Source organism: Nostoc sp. UCD121 (assembly GCF_014222285.1).
Taxonomy (GTDB): domain Bacteria; phylum Cyanobacteriota; class Cyanobacteriia; order Cyanobacteriales; family Nostocaceae; genus Nostoc.
In genome coordinates, this window is sequence record NZ_JACKZS010000168.1 from 1 (window position 1) to 16859 (window position 16859).

General features: G+C 40.0%; 14 protein-coding genes. 6 read left to right on the forward strand and 8 right to left on the reverse strand.

The window, feature by feature from the left end:
* Positions 1-254 precede the first annotated feature (254 nt).
* The 3 genes from GNF10_RS26895 to GNF10_RS26905 form a co-directional block, all read right to left on the reverse strand.
* A complete protein-coding gene (locus tag GNF10_RS26895) occupies positions 255-1259 on the reverse strand; it encodes a methyltransferase (RefSeq protein WP_185580780.1) in 1005 nt (334 codons plus the stop codon).
* A gap of 143 nt (positions 1260-1402) precedes the next feature.
* Entirely contained in the window at positions 1403-1660 is a 258-nt protein-coding gene (locus GNF10_RS26900) for an N-acetyltransferase (RefSeq protein ID WP_260446066.1), read from the reverse strand.
* Between the two features lie 1327 nt (positions 1661-2987).
* Positions 2988-4898, reverse strand: coding sequence for an acetate--CoA ligase family protein (locus tag GNF10_RS26905; protein WP_185581100.1), 1911 nt, complete (start codon positions 4896-4898; stop codon positions 2988-2990).
* Between the two features lie 317 nt (positions 4899-5215).
* On the opposite strand from GNF10_RS26905, the gene GNF10_RS26910 reads away from it, so the two are divergent.
* From GNF10_RS26910 to GNF10_RS26925, 4 genes are all read left to right on the forward strand, one after another.
* Positions 5216-5419: a hypothetical protein gene (locus GNF10_RS26910; protein ID WP_041565287.1), complete on the forward strand. Its 204-nt coding sequence runs from the start codon at positions 5216-5218 to the stop codon at positions 5417-5419.
* Between the two features lie 329 nt (positions 5420-5748).
* Complete coding sequence (locus GNF10_RS26915; RefSeq protein WP_185581101.1) at positions 5749-6591, forward strand: cyanophycinase; 843 nt, start codon at positions 5749-5751, stop codon at positions 6589-6591.
* 373 nt (positions 6592-6964) lie between these two features.
* Entirely contained in the window at positions 6965-7435 is a 471-nt protein-coding gene (locus GNF10_RS26920; protein WP_185581230.1) for an NADAR family protein, read from the forward strand.
* 145 nt (positions 7436-7580) lie between these two features.
* Positions 7581-8606, forward strand: a complete 1026-nt coding sequence (locus tag GNF10_RS26925; RefSeq protein ID WP_185581229.1) for a tetratricopeptide repeat protein — start codon at positions 7581-7583, stop codon at positions 8604-8606.
* 26 nt (positions 8607-8632) lie between these two features.
* On the opposite strand, the gene GNF10_RS26930 is transcribed toward GNF10_RS26925, so the two are convergent.
* Entirely contained in the window at positions 8633-9331 is a 699-nt protein-coding gene (locus GNF10_RS26930) for a phosphoribosyltransferase (RefSeq protein WP_185581228.1), read from the reverse strand.
* Positions 9332-9525: 194 nt separating this feature from the next.
* Here GNF10_RS26930 and GNF10_RS26935 point away from each other — a divergent pair, with 194 nt between their 5' ends.
* The gene (locus tag GNF10_RS26935) at positions 9526-10206 is read left to right on the forward strand and encodes a uracil-DNA glycosylase family protein (protein ID WP_185583826.1); all 681 of its coding nucleotides are present in this window, start codon (positions 9526-9528) and stop codon (positions 10204-10206) included.
* A 79-nt stretch (positions 10207-10285) separates the two neighbouring features.
* On the opposite strand, the gene GNF10_RS26940 is transcribed toward GNF10_RS26935, so the two are convergent.
* Together GNF10_RS26940 and GNF10_RS26945 are read right to left on the reverse strand one after the other, a co-directional pair.
* Positions 10286-10660, reverse strand: a complete 375-nt coding sequence (locus GNF10_RS26940) for a nuclear transport factor 2 family protein (protein ID WP_185583821.1) — start codon at positions 10658-10660, stop codon at positions 10286-10288.
* A gap of 299 nt (positions 10661-10959) precedes the next feature.
* Positions 10960-11499, reverse strand: a complete 540-nt coding sequence (locus tag GNF10_RS26945) for an SH3 domain-containing protein (protein WP_185583824.1) — start codon at positions 11497-11499, stop codon at positions 10960-10962.
* A gap of 263 nt (positions 11500-11762) precedes the next feature.
* Between GNF10_RS26945 and GNF10_RS26950 the strand changes: the two genes are divergently transcribed.
* Complete coding sequence (locus GNF10_RS26950) at positions 11763-12644, forward strand: TauD/TfdA family dioxygenase (protein ID WP_185586077.1); 882 nt, start codon at positions 11763-11765, stop codon at positions 12642-12644.
* A gap of 170 nt (positions 12645-12814) precedes the next feature.
* Here GNF10_RS26950 and GNF10_RS26955 read toward each other — a convergent pair whose 3' ends face one another.
* Positions 12815-14323, reverse strand: coding sequence for a UbiD family decarboxylase (locus GNF10_RS26955; protein WP_163928426.1), 1509 nt, complete (start codon positions 14321-14323; stop codon positions 12815-12817).
* A 538-nt stretch (positions 14324-14861) separates the two neighbouring features.
* Positions 14862-16724, reverse strand: a complete 1863-nt coding sequence (locus tag GNF10_RS26960) for a glycoside hydrolase family 2 protein (protein ID WP_185586078.1) — start codon at positions 16722-16724, stop codon at positions 14862-14864.
* Between the last annotated feature and the right edge of the window lie 135 nt (positions 16725-16859).

Consider the following 16859-nt stretch of genomic DNA (forward strand, 5'->3'; position numbering starts at 1 on the left):
AAAGTCTCTTTAAATGATATTTATAATTGGTTTACCCACTGTTGTTACTGTACTTCACTAGACCGATAAACGCTATAATACACAATCGCAATAGCAGGCATCTGGCAGCTGAATCAGATTTCACCAGAGCTTTGGATAATCGAGTCTTGACAATAGACATCTGCAAAAATAAGTTTTCACCTAGATATAATAAAGGTTTGAGATTCTTTTTCGGAGATGTCTATTATGCGTTTTTAGCCGATGTCGTCATTAATTTATTTGTATGCAACTATTACTTGTTGTTCAGTAGTTGGAAGTGAGTGAAGTTGGCAATGGGAAAAAGCAGCATTGCTAAACATACTTTCGTACTCTGCAAATGTATAAGCATCGCCACTAGGGGTTGTTGCTAACATGACTAAGCTGAAAGCAGCCGCACCAGGTGGCGTAATCCGGTCAGAATTAGGAATGAAATCAAAAACGATAACCTTTCCATCAACAGCCAGCGCAGTCTTGATTTTTATTAGTAGCTGTTCACACGTTGGTACATCAAAATGATGTAAGAAGTTGGGGAGTAAAACCAGATCGTAGTCATTACCGTAATCTACTTCAAAAGCACTACCAGCAATTGTATGGTAGCGGGAAGCTACTCCTTCTATCCTGGCGTTTTCTTTAGCAACCTCTAGAACAGATGCCCAATCAACACCAAAAATTTCGGCATTGGGGTTATGTTGGGCTACTGCAATACCAAATAAACCATGACTTGCTGAAATATCTAATACCTTCAGTGGCTCTATCTTATTCTCATTTACCAACTGAGCGATTAATTGTGCAGGGTTTGCCATCATCGGTGACATCGCTTTTGCAAATTGCACCCATACCGGATGTTCTGGCGATAAAGTTCCTTCAGATGATATGGTAGTTCCTCCCTTGAGGACGGCAGCAGTCAGGTCATTGAAAGCGTTAGTTATCATTGGAGATAGTAAAAACTCAATTGCATCTCCCACGTAAAATTTGCTTTGCCGATCCAAAAACATCGCTGAATCTGACGTAAGCCTATAGCCTCCTGCTTCCTTTGTCATAAAACCGATAATCACCAAGTAATCACACAACATTCGCATACCTCGCTCAGAGGTTTGACACTTTTGTGCAAGTGATTGACTCGACTCAATTCCTTGACTGATAGCAGTAAAAACATTCAATTCAACTGCGGCTTTAATTGCCGCACTGCGTTGGTAAGCGTTAACTGTATTGAAGAATAGCGCAGGTGAGGGTGTTGACATATATTTATTCAATGACGAAATATAATTAGCGATCGCCTGTCAAACAAGTGGGTATTGTTGGCGATCGCCATTATCATACCTTTGAGGTTTCCAATAGTACAATCATGGGTAAAGCTACTTGGGAGTCGGAGTCGATGGATTAGTTAGCTATTATACGCAAATACTAAAAATACAGTGCCTTCATAGGTAAACTCTGCCATCTTGCACATACCCATCTTTTGATGTGCCTGAAGTGAGGCTTTATTGTTTGCCTTGATGAAAAGTATGCCTTCGCGCTCTGGTAAAAAATCTTTAAATTTGGCAAACCTTACCGCAGCAATACCTTGCCCACGCATAGTTTCATCAACACAGATGGGGCCATATAAATAAGCATCTTGTTTACCAGCGTAGGCTTGTAACATCACCTTTATTAAACATGGAATTGGCAGTGAAATTGTTCTTGGGCTTCCATGTATCATTAGCTCAGTAGGTATTGAGCGCCAACTGGTTTTACCAAGAAATGCTCATGAACAACGCTTATTAGAAGAGTCAGCAAGCAAACTGAATGAAGCCTACAATTCTGGGGCATAATTAAACAGCATGAATGCGTTCTTCTGGAATAACAACATGTTTCTTTGCATTTATTTAACTTGTGCTTTATAATAATTCTTCAATTGATGCGCGATTTCATCAGATAGTCCCAAGTTAGACGTTTGGGTAGTCCTATCGATAGGTTGGAGCAGTTCAGTTATCCTAATGTTGGTTCTTATAAAGAATTGCAAAATCGCTATATACTATATAGTCGCAATCAATGCCTCACAGATACATATTAAATCTCTCAAGCCTGGAAATAAAATCTTATTCTCTCTGAAATTTTAAGGATTGTTCCAACTTCATCAGATAACCTCAATGTGTATGTAAGGTTAGTCCTATAGATAGATTAAATAATGTGAATTCCTAGTTGGGAAATTTCAGCAAGAAAAAAGTCCCTATGGTGTACTTATAGGGACTCGAAATTAAATGAGATGTTGTAGTTTAAATAAATTTTAAATGAAGTTCCGAACCAATCAGTTATCCCCAAGATAGATGTTTGATTATTTTTATGGGTAGATTGAAGCAGTTTTAACTACAAGTAACTTTAAACACTGAAGGTCAATGATTAGCATTCTTTAATAAACAGAGATGTAAACTATTTAATTAAAATAATTCGTCTCTAGTTTTAAATAGCAATAAAATACTTGTGTGGGCAGGGTTGAATAGGAAATTTTAAATCCAAAAGAACACTAAAGTAGGAAGATTAAATATAAAACTATAGGATTCATCTTTGATTGCGTGAAGAAACTCCGTACAACTTAAAAAGCCTTCTTTCCTATTGCCTCTTGCCTTCCCACGCAAGTATTTTATTGCTACGCTCCCGTGAGCGATACAAAAATCAAAGCGGATTTCTATAAAATAGAGTTAGCATCATAAATTATCACATAAACCTCGTCTACCTTAAGAACCGTAGTTTTGTAGGTTGGGTGCAGCGATAGCGCTCTTACAGCCTTTTTATCCCCCAACCCCAATTTTTAGGTAAGCAAAAACCTCTCAAAGTCCTCCTTTTTAAGGAGGATTTAGGAGGATCTACAACATTTTTATCTTGTAGAGAGGGATGTGTATACGCCGTAGCCTAAAAAAGAGGGGTTAGGGGAGATAAACAAGTGCCTTACATCACAGCCAATAACTTTTAAACCAACCTCTTAAGCTAGCTCACAAAATAGTTCCAGTTTCTTTCAAATAAACCCGTGTAAATGGTTCATCTTCAGCCAAAGTATAATCTTCAATCAACCCTTTGCGACGGATAGAAATATCGTTGCCTTTTCTAATCACCACAGTAGAACCATCAAAGACATCCCGCGCTAGTATCATCTCAGTTTCGGTAGGATTATCCAAAACCACGATATTACTATTCTGGTAAAACATCCCCTCTTCATCTAAGATGTCTTCCGCATATTCCGCAATCAGCAAATCAATTTTTGGATGACGGAGCAAAGTTTGGACGTTGGTATTGTAATTTTTGCTTAATACTTTTTTCGAGCGATTCACAAAAACTGCATCACGACAAACAGCGCCAATTGTCCAGTTGGGATGTTGCAAAAGGATATGGTCAATCGTTGTTTGCAGTTCTTCAACTGAGATTTTATTAAAGGTAATAATCGGTATCCTCGCATCTCTACCCGACTCAAAAAAGGTTTCTAGAATATGAGAAGGTACATCAACACTTTCACCTTCAGAAGGTTTAAGATGCATTAAAACTCCTGGTGCAGCGTTGATTTCCAGGATAGCGAAGTTACTAGATTTCCAAGATTCAGAGAGACTTTTGGTAATGACATCAATACCAAGGCAAGTCAACTGGAAATGTTGGGCAATATCTTGCGCCAAGATAATATTGTCATCATGAACTGTGTGGGTTGCATCGATGCTCATACCTCCGGCTGAAAGATTGGCAACTTTACGCAAGTAAACAGTGCGTCCTTTTTCAATCACGCTGTCTAGTGATAAGCGCTGTTCCTCTAAGTAAAGTTCCATCGCCTCATCAATCTGAATTTTACTCATGGGTGAGGTGGGCGTATCTAAACGTGCAGGTTTGCGGTTCTCTAGGCGAATTAATTCTGCAAGCGTTAAGTGGCCATCACCGACAACCGATGCTGGACGGCGTTCTGTGGCGGCGACAAATCTGCCATTGACACACAACATCCGAAAATCTGATCCTGAAATACTTTTCTCAACAATTATCCGAGTTACCTGATCTTCAGGAATCGCTGCTAATGCTCTATTATAAGCAGATTCCAGTTCTTTTGAGTCTTGTACGTCAGCCGTAACGCCAATTCCTTTGTGACCTACCACTGGCTTAACTGCCACCGGGTAGCCAATTTGTCTAGCTGCTGCCAAGGCTTCTTTTTGAGAGAAGACGATATCCCCTTCAGGAACGGGGAAACCCAAGGTTTTTAGAAATGCCTTGCAGTCATCTTTACGGGTGGTAAACTCTGAATCTAGATGACTATCACAGTTAAATGTGGTTGCTACTCCCCGGACGTGTTTTTTTCCAAAGCCGTATTGCATTAATCCTTCTTCCCACAAATAAAAGGCGGGAATACCTTTTTCGTAGGCTGTTCGCAATAGGGCGTAAACTGTGGGGCCACCATAGGCAGATGCACGGAACTTATTTTGCAGCCTGACTAGCTGTTCATCAAAGTTAAAGTCTTCGTCTTGGGTAATGGCTTCAAACCAATCCCAAACAAAATAAACTACCTCTCTAGTAGTGCGCTCATGTAGTGATTGGACGCTAATTCGCACTAAATCTGGATATGGCTTGACACTCCATTGGTTCAGGTGCAAATCCATGTCCAGTTTTCCAACTTCGGACACAACTTGGGCAAATAGATGGGCATGAGACTGGTAGCTTTGGCTGCCCAGATTTGGATAGCGATCGCCAATGCTTGCAATATAATCTTCTATGGGCAAAGGCTCTCTAGAGTCAACTACAGTAAAATCAAATACTATTGCCCCTGTATTTAAATAGGGGTTGGGGCCAACATAATGCTTGAAGTTGAAAATATCGAATACATCCGTTCTTCTAGCATTAATGCGAACTAAGTCACTACTTTTTTGTAGAACCATTGATTACGAACCTTTGGCTAAACACCCTGAAATTTCTATGCTGAGTTATCGTTACTCAGACTTATTGATTGGAGGTTGATTCAGATTAATTGTTGGAGAGTGATGGCAAAGCCATTGATCTAATCAGAACCTACATTAACCCTATTAGTAAGCATTTTTAACTATCTCAAGGCATAATTAAATTTCTCTTCTTCGGCAAATAATCAAGAATAGTCACTTCATCCTTATGAATAGGCAAAGATATAACCTTTGAAAGGTGCAACACGCATCCCAAAACTTGTACAAGTAAATATACGGTATTGAAAAGACAGCAAAGCATGAATAGCACACAAGCTGATCTAAGAGATGAAATTCGAGAACTTGCTGAGGAAGCTTTTCACCAAAAGCTGATTTCTGGTCATGGTGATGGGCCTGACATAAACGAGTATCAAATCGTCTATCAAGGTAAACCCAGGCATCTCCCACTAGAACAAGCACGTTTTTTCTTGACTAACTTGCTTTACAGAAGTCGCATTCATTAGGATTTACCATCAGATATCTAATTTGCACCCAGCGAGAGTTAATACCAACAATTGCATGATAGATTTTCAATCATTAATTTAGAAACGCAGTCAATAATGCCTCTAGAAAATATTTCTAGAGGCAGTTGGTTTTAGGGATTTTATTTAGTAGAAGAAAGTTAATTCTGAGGATAGCTATTTTTTTATGTAATTTGCCTGAAAAATCTTTTGGTCTAATTGCAAGCGCAATTTTCAATACTACCTTCTATCGGGTAATCTACCACAAGGATGATTTGATAGTTTAATTGTCATGGTTTAGTGAAATTTATTAACTCACATCAGGGGGCATCATGGTGGAAAGTAATTTCAAACGGCAGTTGGTAATTATTGGAGGGGCTGAAGATAAGGAAGGAGATTCCCAAATTCTGCGAGACTTTGTGCGACGCGCCGGAGGTACGAAGGCATACATTGTCATTATGACGGCTGCGACAGAATTACCAAGAGAAGTGGGAGAAAATTATATTAGAGTTTTTGAGCGGTTGGGAGCCGAAAATGTTCGCATTCTTGATACAGAAACCCGCGAAGACGCATCATCCTCTACTGCATTAGAAGCAATTCATAAAGCAACTGGAGTATTTTTTACGGGGGGAGATCAAGCTCGTATTACTAGCATCCTCAAGGACACCGAAATCGATGTGGCGATTCATAAACGGTTTGCGGAAGGTGTAGTTATCGCTGGCACAAGTGCAGGTGCTGCCGTGATGCCAGATAAAATGATAGTTGAAGGTGATTCACAGACACATCCTCGAATTGAAACTGTGGAAATGGGCCCTGGCTTAGGCTTTTTACCAGGAGTGGTAATTGACCAGCATTTTTCCCAGCGTGGACGTTTGGGACGCTTAATTTCCGCTTTAATACTAGAACCTGCTGTTTTAGGATTCGGTATTGACGAGAATACCGCTATGGTCGTAACCGATAATCAAATTGAAGTGATTGGTGAAGGTGCGGTGACAATTGTTGATGAATCAGAAGCTACATACAACAATATGGGCGAAATTTTGAAGGATGAGTCTTTGGCGATTTGCGGAGCAAAGCTTCACATTTTGCCACATGGATTCAAATTTGACTTGAAAACCCGCCAACCTATCCTAAATAATGGCTCTGTGACTAATGTATCTGTACCTGCTGCTTGAATCAACACCTAACTTTTTACAGGTGCGTTTTACTTGAATAAATAATTAATAATTGTAGATTATTGACATTTATCTCTTGAATATCCTCCCAAGTACTCTCAGAAATAGGGGGCATAGCCCCCATTTTTTTAGGAGAAAAGGGAGGATTAATTTTTAATATTTCTTATCTGAACTTCAGTAAACTGTAAGGAACAAGTAATATTAACTATACATGATCATGCACTTAATATTTATTAAACGAATTATAAAGTATAGGTAATATATAAAGAAATGGCTCGGTAAATGAATTAATTATGAAGTTAAATTTGATAGAAAATTGGTATAAGTAGGTAATAATTAATTCAAGCTATATTTCGAATGCCGATCAACTTCTATGACAATCTACTTTTATAGCACTCGTGAAGAATATGGTTGTTTCTCTAACTTTTCGCCCCACGGGTTTCAATTAGATGGATTGTATTGGTCAACCAGCGAACATTACTTTCAAGCGCAAAAGTTTGTGGATACAACTCATGTAGAACAAATCCGCCAAGTTAAAACACCTAAAGATGCGGCAAAAATGGGGCGTGAGAGAACTCGTCCACTACGTCAAGATTGGGAACAAGTTAAAGACGATATCATGCGGCAAGCTGTGCTATGTAAATTTCAAACTCATGCAGATATTAGGAATATCTTACTTTCCACAGACAATGCAGAAATTGTTGAAAACTCGCCCATCGATTTTTATTGGGGTTGCGGAGCCGATGGTAGTGGTAAAAATATGCTGGGAAAAATTTTAATGGAGGTGCGAGAGAGTCTGCACCATACATACAGCGCAGATGTTGAGTGTAAAAGCGTTAAATGATGCGCTCAACCAACCTGATGAAAGATACCTTCTGGTTTTGGGAACACTATATTTACCACCAGACTTCAAAGGAAGGGGTTGATGCCTAAAGGCGAATGGAATAATAGATCGAAAAATACAATTACCCATAACATACTTAAAACCAGTGAAGCGTAATACAATTACTCATGAATTTGGCTCTGGTTCACACGCAGAAATACTACCCCCACAGGAAAATGATGACAATTTATCGGAAGCATCCAAGCTACTACGGCAAGGAATTCAACAGCAGCAAGCTGGTGAATTAATTGCGGCGTTAAAGTCTTTACAACAAGCTTTGGGTCTGTTTCAGGGAGTTGGGGATTTACAAAAACAGGCACAGGCGCTTTCTTTTTTAGGATTGGTGACTTATAGCGCTGGAGACTATAAAGGTGCGATATCTTACTCCCAGCAGTGTTTGTCTTTGCTCAATAACACCTCAGATTTAGCATTGCAAATGCAAGCACTTTCCCATTTAGGGAATTCATACCGTCATTTGAATGACCATAACAAGGCTATCGAGTTTCTAGAAAAGTGTTTGAAAATAACGCAACAGCTGCAAGATAAACGGAGTCAAGTTGCAGCATTAAATAATTTGGGATTGGTGTATAAATCTTTGAGTAACTTTACACAGGCTATTGAGTATCAGCAGCAAAGCCTAGAAATTGTGCGAGAACTCAAAGATAACTGGGGCGAGGAACAGGTACTCAAAAATTTAGGTAATGCTTGGTATGCTTTGAATAATTATTCAAAAGCGATCGCTTATTATGAGCAGTGTGTAGTACTAGCACGCTCCTTAAAAAATGTTCGCAGTGCTTCTCAGGTACTAAAAAATCTGGGTAATGCTTGTTATGCTCTAGGTGATTATACTAAAGCTATTAAGTATTATGAAGATAGGTTACTATTAGCCAGAGAAATTCAAGACAAACGTGGCGAGGAACAATCTTTAGGTAGTTTAGGGGTTGCTTGTGAAGCACTGGGTGATTATAACAAAGCAATTACATATTATGAACAACGTTTGCTCTTAGCTAGGAATATCAAAGACCGTCGTAGTGAAGAAGAAGCTCTTGATCGTTTGAGAGTCGCTTGCTACGCTTTGGGTGATTATGCCAAAGCTATGCAATACCAGCAAGGAACATCTTCAAATAGTTAAAAACAAAAGAAGAAAACAATTCAAAATTACTCGGATATATCCATTGGCCCCATTGTATTTTGTTGCTGGAGATATTTGAGAACTTCTAATGTATCAACTTGGGGAAATTCCGCGTAAAAATTACTTACACTCCAGAAGGGTTCTGGTGTTTCCAAGACGATTGTGCGATCGCCCCACTGTTCTAACCAAGGTAGCAATCTTTGTGGTGCGACTGGAGTACATAGCCAAACTGCTGCTGGAGACAGTGCTTTGATAGCAGTTGCCGCTACTGCTATTGTCATTCCTGTAGCAATGCCATCATCAACTAAAATGGCCGTAGCATTCTCGGCATTCACCTGCGGACAAGCAGTAATTAATTGAGCCTCAAGAGATTTAGCTTGGATGATAGCTTTATTTAAAGCCACTTCGCGCAACTTTGTATCATCTTTAAACCGAAATAGCTTTTGATCAGTCCAAAGAACATTTCCGTAAGTAGTCACTGCACCAATTGCTAACTCTGGGTTTTCTGGATGGCTAATCTTTTTCGCTACAACGATTGTCAACGGACAATCCAATAGACGCGCTATTGGTGCTGCTACTGGTATACCCCCCCTTGGCAAAGCATAAACAATTGGTACAGGTTTTATCCCAGAAGCAATAGTTTGCTGAGTCAAAAGATCATGAATCACTCGCGCTAATAACTCACCCGCATGGGTGCGATCGGCAAAAAGCGGGGTCTGTGACATGGGTTCCCCCCAGCATCTTAGGACGGCACTGCTTTTATGATGACTGAATTTTGTCTCAAATTAACTGATAGAATAAGATTTTGTATAAATAATTAAGTATTCAGCAAAAGTCTATTTATTCAGATGAATCTGCAACCAGAGCAGTATTTAACTCAGATAAAACAGCTGGCGCTGATATCAAAATCCTAATTTTCATGAGCAGCGAAACTCAACTCAGCCTCTTCGACGACTCAACCTTTAATCAACGAGAACTAATTCCTACAGACGCTAAAATTGCGATCGCACCCGGAACTTATTCCACCATAACGGAGTTGGCACAGCATTGCGATCGCTGCCACCGTTGTCCATTAGGAGATACTCGGACTCATGCTGTCGTCGGACGCGGTAATCTCAAAGCCCCAATTATGGTTATTGGGGAAGCTCCTGGTCAAAATGAAGACGAAACTGGTTTACCATTTGTAGGTAGATCGGGGCAATTGCTGGAGAAAATTCTGGCATCGGTAAATCTAACTACCGAGCATGATGTATATATAGCTAATATAAATAAATGTCGCCCGCCAGATAATAGAGTTCCTACTCCAACAGAAGTAGCGGCTTGTCTACCCTACTTACTAGAACAAATTCGCCTAGTTGACCCTAAAATAATCTTGTTAACAGGTGCAACTGCTGTCAAAGGTATCACTGGCGATAAGCGAGGGATTACGAAAATTCGCGGACAGTGGCTGGAGTGGGAAGGGCGTTTATGTATGCCGATTTTTCATCCTTCCTACTTACTGCGTAACCCTTCTAAAGAAAGAGGTGCGCCTAAATGGTTGATGTGGCAGGATATCCAGGCAGTGCGGGCTAAGTTAGACGAATTTCAAAATAACAATTAAACCTCGTCTACCTTGAGAAGTGTGTTTTGCAGCGATCGCGTAACCCAACATAAATAGGGTGGTAATGTTGGGTTGCGTTTCACTCCACCCAATCTACTAGCGTGACTTCCATGACTTGAATCAAGCCCTGCTTAAGGGTGAATCGATGTCCCACTTGCTCATCGGCGAGAACTACTCCAGCCAAGTCACGCACGATCTGATGCACATCGACCAAAATGCGCCCGTCCTCCTCCGAGTAAAAGGAAACCGGCTCGACGTGCGGATTGATCTCGCTCCATTGCTCCGTCCAATAAGCGCGAACTTCTTCAGGCCCACGGACAAAACCGCCTTTGAACGCTTTCGGCCAAAGCACGTCCGGAGTCATGAGGGCAAGAGCAGCATCAATGTCTCGCGCGTTGAAGGCCGCGTAAGCCGCACGGAGCAGTTCAATTTCTGGTGCAGGTTGATCTGACATTTATTGGTATGGTGAAGCAGATGCAGCAGGGCATAACAATTTATTATACCGTTAAAGCTAAGTAGTGTTATCTTTGCGGGACACAACTACGCGCTAATTGCGCTCAGTGTGGCGAGTTAGTAGTGTCCGCCAGGTATAACAATACCTAATTGCGATCGCCTGTTTTAATTGAGGTGGAAGCGATCGCAGATAAAGTCAGTCAGGGAAATTAATCCTTCTTTCAATTAAGTTATATTTTGATTAACAAATATTCGGGTAATGGATAGCTTGCTGACAGCAAGAAAGGTAGGGGTGAGGTTCTAAGAACAACTCGTAAGCGCAGCACCACATTGATCTTCCCTTGTCAACCAACCTTTAACACCTTGATATTCAACCTGCGCCCAATCTCCCTGACAGCCTAACAATTTGACAGCCGTATTAGCAGGAATTGTTCTCACTTTTTGGCTTTCTTGACTATTACTAGCATATAAATCTACGCCATTAGTACCGTAGCCCTGCGTTGTTAAACCTAACTTTGGCACAAATACCCATCCAGTTCCTTGAAAACCATTACTAGCATTAGTAATCTGTACCCAATCTCCAGTAGCACCAATAACTTGAACTGTTTCGTTGATGGGTATTTGTCCTAATATTGTGTTATATGTACTTGCACCACTCCGCACATTTAAACCTTGTGGATCTGTATCGATCACGTAGGCAAGAATATCGCACTTTTGGGAATTAGTCGATTTCGCTAAAGCTATTTGATGAGCTATACCTGTATTTAGCATCACACTAATACAACTAAATACCAATCCTGTTAATAACTTTAATGGTGCCTTTTTCACTTTTTTTGTCATAATTTGCTCAATTTTTCTGCTTTAGTACCTAAGATTTGAGTTTGATTTCTATCTCATAATCTACCCAAGCAAATTAAAGATAAGTTTATAAAATACTTATCTAAAAAGAATTTTATTACTATAATAACACTTTTAATTTTACAAAATTTAGTCCTGCGATTGCTGACAAATGCAACGCAACAACATCATTGAGTATTAAGATGTCAATGGTGTAGTTAGCGCCAACAGTAAGTTAAATTTTCAGCAAAGATTCATTAAGTTATATGAATAAAAAGACACATTTCATATCAACTAGCATAGTTAAAGAAATTAATAACTCCGATAATGTGAGTATTTTAGAATTAGACCAAGAAGAAATTATTAGCTTATTTAAAGCTAATGGAATATTACTTTTTAGAGGATTTGATGTTGATGTTGATATTTTTAAAGAATTTACCAATCTCTTGAGTATCGATTTTATAAATTATGCTGGTGGTGCATTCAGTAGAAGGGTAATTAATGGAGATGAGACTCTTTTAAGTGTCAATGATTTTAAATCTGAGATTAAGTTGCACGGAGAAATGTATTATCAGAAAAATATCCCACTTATGCTGTGGTTTTTCTGTGCTAATCCACCATTAGAAGATGGTGAAACTACGGTATGTGATGGTAGACAATTTTTTAATGAAATTAGTAGTTCAACCAAAGAGTTATTCAGCAAAAAGAAGTTAAAATTTAATGTTCGGATATCTCAAGAGGACTGGCAGAAAAAATACCAAACAGATGATTTGAATCAGCTAGAAGAAATGTGTCGAAAAAATAATACGCATTTGACAGTTAATGAGGATCAATCGATTCTGCTTGAATACATTTCTCCAGCTATTATCCCTAGCAGATGTGGAAAATATAAGGTATTTATTAATAGTCTATTGCCCACAAAGCAGTTAAACCCAAAGATTCTTAATTTTGAAGATGATTCAGAAATTCCTGAAGAGGTTGTCTCTGAAATGAATGAAATTGCTGAAAAAATTACCACGGAAATTTCGTGGCAAAAAGGCGATATTTTAATGATTGATAATACAAGAATACTTCATGGAAGAAGGTCTTTTGCTGACGATCAAAAAGATATTTATATCAGGCTATGTTCTCCAGCTTTTTCATTTTGATATTTTATTACAGCAGATATGAAGGTACAGCATTGTTCTCTTCTTACTGCATGATTTATAACATAATACGTTTCAGTTCAGGGTTCTTAGTGTAGATAATTGGTATTTAAAGACGCGATAAATCGCGTCTCTACATTAGAGTTTTGTTGCTCTACCTAAAGTGTATTGGGTTACTTCATATCGTAACCAAACAAATTTGGGTCTACTTCTCCTAACTGCAACTCTGCCAAACCATATTCCGCCCATCGTCTCTCTACCATCGCCGCCACATCTGGGTCGGATTCCAAAGGCGAACCCCATTCATGGTCTGTTTCCGGCGGAATCTTTGTAGTCGCATCAATTCCCATCCGTCCACCTAAGCCAATTTTTTCACTGGCAAAATCCAAGGTATCAAAAGGTGTATTTGGCAAAATAAATACATCTCGCACTGGGTCAACTTTGGAACTAATCGCCCACACAACTTGACGCGGATCACGAATATTTATGTCTTTATCCACAACAATTACAAATTTAGTATAGGTAAATTGTGGTAAAGCACTCCAAAACGCTAAAGCTGCCCGTCGTGCTTGTCCGGGATATGCTTTATCAATGGAAATAATCGCCGCTTTGTAACTCAAAGCTTCCATTGGGAGGAAGAAATCGACAATTTCAGATACTTGTTGGCGCAGTATGGGCGTATAAATGCGATTTAGTGCGATCGCCATCATCGCTTCTTCTTTAGGTGGGCGACCGCTAAATGTTGTTAAGTAAATCGGATTTTTCCGGTGCGTCATACACTCAAAGCGTACCAGAGGCGAATCCTCAACGCCACCGTAATAACCCATGTGGTCGCCAAAAGGCCCATCTGGTAACACTTCTCCTGGTGTAATCGTTCCTTCCAAGACAAATTCTGAATCGGCGGGAACTTCCAAATCTACAGTTTTACACTTCGCCAACTGCACACCAGAACCACCGTATAGTCCAGCAAACAGCCATTCTGATAAATCTACAGGGATGGGTGTGGCAGCTGCCATAATAATTAGAGGATCTACACCAAGTGCGATCGCAACTTCTAATTTTTTCCCACGTTCGGCTGCTTTTCGCAAATGCCTCGCCCCACCCCGCACCGATAACCAGTGAACCGTCATCGTATTTTTAGATTGTAGTTGCAAGCGATACACACCTACGTTTGGTGTACCTGTCTCACAATCTTTGGTAATTACCAGTCCTAGCGTGATAATCTTGCCAGCATCACCAACATAAGGACGTATCAAAGGCAACTTATTTAAATCTAAATCATTACCTTGAAGCACAACTTGCTGACAAGCAGGGAAAAAGTCTCGTCCTGGTTTCGCTTTCACCACATCAAACAATACTTTCCCAAAATCTATCGCCTGGGAAATCTTCTTCGGTGGTTTTGGCTGTTGCAGCATACTTAATTTTTTCCCCAGGGTTTCCAACTCCTCTGGATGCTGCATATTCATCGCCCAGCAAATCCTTTCCACAGTTCCCATCAAATTCACCGCCACCGGAAAGGAAGCGCCTTTGACGTTTTCAAACAACAACCCTGGGCCACCTTTTTGCAGCATTCGGTTGGAAATCTCAGCAATTTCCAATTCTGGGTCAACTAAAGCTGAAATACGCCGTAATTGTCCCTTTTCTTCCAGAATTTTAATGAATCCCCGCAAGTCTCTCGCCATTGTTCTAATAAAGCTGATTATTTAAGAAGTGTGAAGCGCTTTCTTATATTATGGGGTATTAGGGATTGGGCACGGGGCACTTGTACTAAGCGTATCGCTAAAGCGAAAGCTCCGCTAACGCGTAGCGTTTCGTAGAGAAGCTGTAAAGCCTGCGGGATAGCTACGCTTAAGGCGCAGCCTCTCCAAAAGTTGTATTGGCATTGGGAAAGGACAAGGAAGAATGCGTTCAATAATTTTCCCTTGTCTCCTTGTCCTTCACTCCGTCATTTACCCATTTGAAAAATTGTTGGTTTTAATTGGAAATTAACCTGTTTAGTCACTTTTCTTAACTGTCTTTTCCAAACTATTTAGTTATTGTATCTAGGGATACGCATTTATTTTTGATAAATAAGCGCTAACCTAATCAAACATGGCCAGAATATACTATACCTTCCTGGCAGGCGGTTTTGTTATATGGCCCCTGCTGGGTTTATTTATTACATTTCCCCAAACCCCATTGCGAATTAAAAGTGTAAAAAATCCTAATACCCTGTCTTCCTTAACACCTACTAGGAGTACAAAATCCCCCCCCTGAAAGAGTGGCAGCACGGATTACTTCAATGGGGAATTTTGGAGTGCGATCGCTGTACAATAAACCGTTAGCTTCTTGAAAGGTGTCAGTAAATTGTGTATAACAAAATCCACTGAACAATTCAATACTATTGACGGTTTCAAGTAGAGCAGCGTATTTCATTTCTAACTCCGAGATACTCCAGCAGCGCTCATATCCCCAAGCTTGGTTTGTATTTGGTTCGTCCTCTGGAGCATAAGCTATACCACCAAACTCTGTGAGCATGACTGGTTGTCCTTGATGCGGATAGTTGTCGAGAGTGAGGATACGTCCTCCGGGACGCTTATGATTCAACATATCCGACAGTTTCATCTCTGGCCCATAACGACGGAGTAATTGCTGCGGCTTAGTATCATAGTCATGAATTGCCAAAATGTCTGTATCTGTACTTTCCCAACCATCATTACCAATCACAGGACGATTTGGGTCAAGGGTTTTGGTCAAATGATACATTGCTAAAACATAATTGCGGTGAGCTTCTGTCTCTACTAAATTCGGCACTCCCCAAGATTCATTAAAAGGAACCCAAGCAACAATACATGGATGACTTGAGTCTCTTTTGATGACTTCAATCCATTCGTGCGTCATGCGTTCTACAGCTTTGCGGGTAAAGCGATAAGCACTGGGCATTTCCTCCCATACCAATAACCCTAAAACATCTGCCCAATATAAAAATCGAGGGTCTTCAATTTTTTGATGTTTGCGTACTCCGTTGAAACCCATTGCTTTAATCAGTTCTACATCACGTCGCAATGCCTCATCACTCGGTGGGGTCATCAGTGTATCTGGCCAATAGCCTTGATCGAGAACAAGGCGTAAATAGTAGGGCCGACCATTAAGCATAAAGCGATCGCGTTGTATGCTCACCGTTCGCATTGCGGTATAAGATTGTACTTCATCTAGTAGCTGATTGTCGCTCCACAGTTGGATTTCTGCATCAATTAGCGTTGGCTTTTCTGGGCTCCACAATAGTTCATTACGGTAATCGTCAATTCCAGGATCACCAAGAGCAATACGACGGTTAATTTCCCCACTTAACACCTCGTAAGTATCATGAGCCAATACTTTATCGCCAATCCTCAATTTCATTTTGATTTGTACACTACAAACAGGCACATCACCTGCTAACGCTGCTTCAAGACCAACTTCCCATCTTTCAAAATCAGAATTCCAACACAGATGACCTATATAAGTCTTACCCACTCGCTCAACCCAGACTGTCTGCCAAATACCACTTGTACGCGGATACCAAATACTATGTGGTTTCAATTGCCAATCTTGTTTCCCACGAGGTTTAGCAAGGTCTTGCGGCTCATCTTGCGCCCACACAGTCAGCTTTGTTATGCCACTATCATTCAAGACGTGGGTTATATCGAGAGAGAAATTGGTGTGTCCACCTTCATGTTCAGCTATATATTGATCATTAACCCACACACGAGCGCGATAGTCCACTGCACCAAAATGTAACAGCAATTTACCATCACCATCTGGTGTTATAAATTCCCTTTCGTACCAACAATTTGCATGAAAATTTGTGTCTCCTACCCCACTTTTAATTGATTCAGGAGCGTAAGGTATTTCGATGAGATGAGTCCATTGCTTCAGATCACTGGGTTGAACGTATTTTCCTTCATCATCGAACGCGAACTTCCATAAACCATTTAGACTTTGCCAAGGCGATCGTTGTAACTGGGGACGTGGATGTATTGCTCTTTTGTAGTTAGCAACATTTTCATCATCGCTTTTAACTGAAATCGCAACTCCATTATTATTAATATTTAATGACTTCATTAGAACCTCTTTTTATAAAAATTAGGATTTGTTGTACAAAACTGTTTTTGAAATTATATTATTAATTAATAACAAACCATTGAGTGGAAGTTTTTATATTTAAATTTAGTTATCTATATGCAGTTGATATTATAT

What these genes read in the sequence shown, in the direction of transcription:
- GNF10_RS26895 (WP_185580780.1), bottom strand. Translation starts at nt 1,259, where the DNA reads ATGTCAACACCCTCACCTGCGCTATTCTTCAATACAGTTAACGCTTAC.
- GNF10_RS26900 (WP_260446066.1), bottom strand. Translation starts at nt 1,660, where the DNA reads ATGTTACAAGCCTACGCTGGTAAACAAGATGCTTATTTATATGGCCCC.
- GNF10_RS26905 (WP_185581100.1), bottom strand. Translation starts at nt 4,898, where the DNA reads ATGGTTCTACAAAAAAGTAGTGACTTAGTTCGCATTAATGCTAGAAGA.
- GNF10_RS26910 (WP_041565287.1), top strand. Translation starts at nt 5,216, where the DNA reads ATGAATAGCACACAAGCTGATCTAAGAGATGAAATTCGAGAACTTGCT.
- GNF10_RS26915 (WP_185581101.1), top strand. Translation starts at nt 5,749, where the DNA reads ATGGTGGAAAGTAATTTCAAACGGCAGTTGGTAATTATTGGAGGGGCT.
- GNF10_RS26920 (WP_185581230.1), top strand. Translation starts at nt 6,965, where the DNA reads ATGACAATCTACTTTTATAGCACTCGTGAAGAATATGGTTGTTTCTCT.
- GNF10_RS26930 (WP_185581228.1), bottom strand. Translation starts at nt 9,331, where the DNA reads ATGTCACAGACCCCGCTTTTTGCCGATCGCACCCATGCGGGTGAGTTA.
- GNF10_RS26935 (WP_185583826.1), top strand. Translation starts at nt 9,526, where the DNA reads ATGAGCAGCGAAACTCAACTCAGCCTCTTCGACGACTCAACCTTTAAT.
- GNF10_RS26940 (WP_185583821.1), bottom strand. Translation starts at nt 10,660, where the DNA reads ATGTCAGATCAACCTGCACCAGAAATTGAACTGCTCCGTGCGGCTTAC.
- GNF10_RS26945 (WP_185583824.1), bottom strand. Translation starts at nt 11,499, where the DNA reads ATGACAAAAAAAGTGAAAAAGGCACCATTAAAGTTATTAACAGGATTG.
- GNF10_RS26950 (WP_185586077.1), top strand. Translation starts at nt 11,763, where the DNA reads ATGAATAAAAAGACACATTTCATATCAACTAGCATAGTTAAAGAAATT.
- GNF10_RS26955 (WP_163928426.1), bottom strand. Translation starts at nt 14,323, where the DNA reads ATGGCGAGAGACTTGCGGGGATTCATTAAAATTCTGGAAGAAAAGGGA.
- GNF10_RS26960 (WP_185586078.1), bottom strand. Translation starts at nt 16,724, where the DNA reads ATGAAGTCATTAAATATTAATAATAATGGAGTTGCGATTTCAGTTAAA.